Origin of the sequence: Streptomyces sp. NPDC006393, assembly GCF_040628575.1 — a bacterium.
In the GTDB taxonomy this organism is placed as follows: Bacteria; Actinomycetota; Actinomycetes; order Streptomycetales; family Streptomycetaceae; genus Streptomyces.
In genome coordinates this window covers 1-1,619 of sequence record NZ_JBEXZD010000224.1, presented here as the reverse complement: position 1 = coordinate 1,619, position 1,619 = coordinate 1, and the positions used below count along the sequence as shown (strand labels likewise).

Annotated in this window: 2 protein-coding genes; one reads left to right on the top strand and one right to left on the bottom strand. The window is 68.6% G+C overall.

The window, feature by feature from the left end; translation table 11 throughout:
* Nucleotides 1-89: 89 nt before the first annotated feature.
* On the top strand, nucleotides 90-473 hold the full coding sequence (locus ABZ484_RS38700) for a hypothetical protein (RefSeq protein WP_358870634.1): 384 nt from the start codon (nucleotides 90-92) through the stop codon (nucleotides 471-473).
* A gap of 19 nt (nucleotides 474-492) precedes the next feature.
* On the opposite strand, the gene ABZ484_RS38695 is transcribed toward ABZ484_RS38700, so the two are convergent.
* The coding region (locus tag ABZ484_RS38695; RefSeq protein ID WP_358870633.1) for an IS630 family transposase at nucleotides 493-1,619 on the bottom strand (1,127 nt) is incomplete at its 5' end.

Here is a 1,619-nt window from a genome sequence, read left to right as displayed (position 1 = left end):
CTAGTGCCGCATCAGGCAACGTTCGCCCCGTCTCGCAGGGTGGGGCGGCGGCAGGCGCCCCTTGAATGCATCCCGCGTAGTCTCGCGGGGTGCATTCTCATCTGAGCTTCGAGAACCCTCCTGCGCTGCCTCACGCGGTGGTGGTTGAGACGTTGGAGCGGGCTCTTCGTGACCGCTCCACAGAGGGCGAGGCGGCGGGAGTTCTGGTCGGGACCGCGTTGAACGACGACGACGCGGACTTCGTCGAGTTCTGGTGCGTGCAGGTCGGGACGCGGGCTGTGCCGGGGAGTCCGCTGCTGGGGCTGGCCGGCCTGTGCCTGGGACACACCGCTCGACGCTTCGGCCGTCTCAGCGATGAAGCCCTGGCCCTGGCGGAGTCGCTGGCGGCGCGGGCTGAGGCGGAGCCGACGGACGTGGACGGCCGCGCCGTCGACGGCTATGACGACGTGCGGAGCTTCCTGCACCTGTGGTGATGCCGCCTGCCGTAGCGGGTCAGGCGGCGTTCGCCCTGCTCACGAGGGCTTTGAGGCGCTTGTCGGCGGCGTTCTTGTTCCGCCAGGTGATGTAGCGGCGGATCATGCTGCCCTGGGCCTTGTGGCTGGGGTGGTCGGTGCCGTCGAGGGCGAAATAGCGCAGGGCGGTGAACTGGGCCTCGATCCGGTTGAGCCAGGAGCTGTTGGTCGGGGTGTAGGCGATCTCCACGTTCTTCGCCGCGGCCCAGGTCCCGACCCGCTGGCAGCGTTTGGTGGTCAGGTGCGGGGAATAGTTGTCGCAGATGATCGCGATGCGCGTGCCAGCGGGGTGGAGGGAGCGCAGGTAGCGGCAGAACTCCAGGAACTTGGAGCGGTTCTTGGTCTTCTTGATGTGGCCGTAGAGCCGGTCCTTGCCCAGGTCGTAGGCGGCGAAGAGGTGCCGGACCCCGTGCGGGCGGGTGTAGGTCGCGCGGCGTCGCCGTCGGGGCTCGCGGTCGGGGTCCTTGTGCTTCCCGCCGCGTTCGGCCCACTGGCGGCCGGGGTGGGGTTGGAGGTTGAGCGGCCCGAACTCGTCGAGGCAGAACACGACCTCGGGTTCGCCGGGCTCGGGCAGGACCTCGCCGTCGGCGATGGCGTAGAGGTGCTCGACGCGGGCCTTCTTGACCGCGTAGTCGGGATCCTTCGAGGTCTTCCAGGTCTTCAGGCGTTGAAAGGTGACGCCCTCCTCGCGGAGCAGGATGCGCAGGCCCTCGTGGCTGATGTCGTCGACCACCCCCTCGGCGACCAGGAAGTCGGCCAGCTTGACCAGGCTCCAGGTCGAGAACGGCAGGCCGTGCTCGACCGGCCTGGACTTGGCGATCTTCTTGATCTCGCGCCGCTCGGGCAGCGTGAACGTCTTGGGTCGGCCGCCCTTGTACTTCGGGTAGAGCGAGGCGAAGCCGTCGGCGTTGAAGTTGTGGATCACGTCCCGGACCCGGTCCGGGCTGGTGAACGTCACCTCGGCGATCTCGGCCACGTCCATGCACTGGGCCGATAACAGCACCATCTGGGCCCGCCGCCAGGTCACCACCGACCCGGTGCCCCGGCGGATGATCCGCAGCAGCCGCTGCCCCTCGTTGTCATCGATCTCGCGGACCCGGACACGCT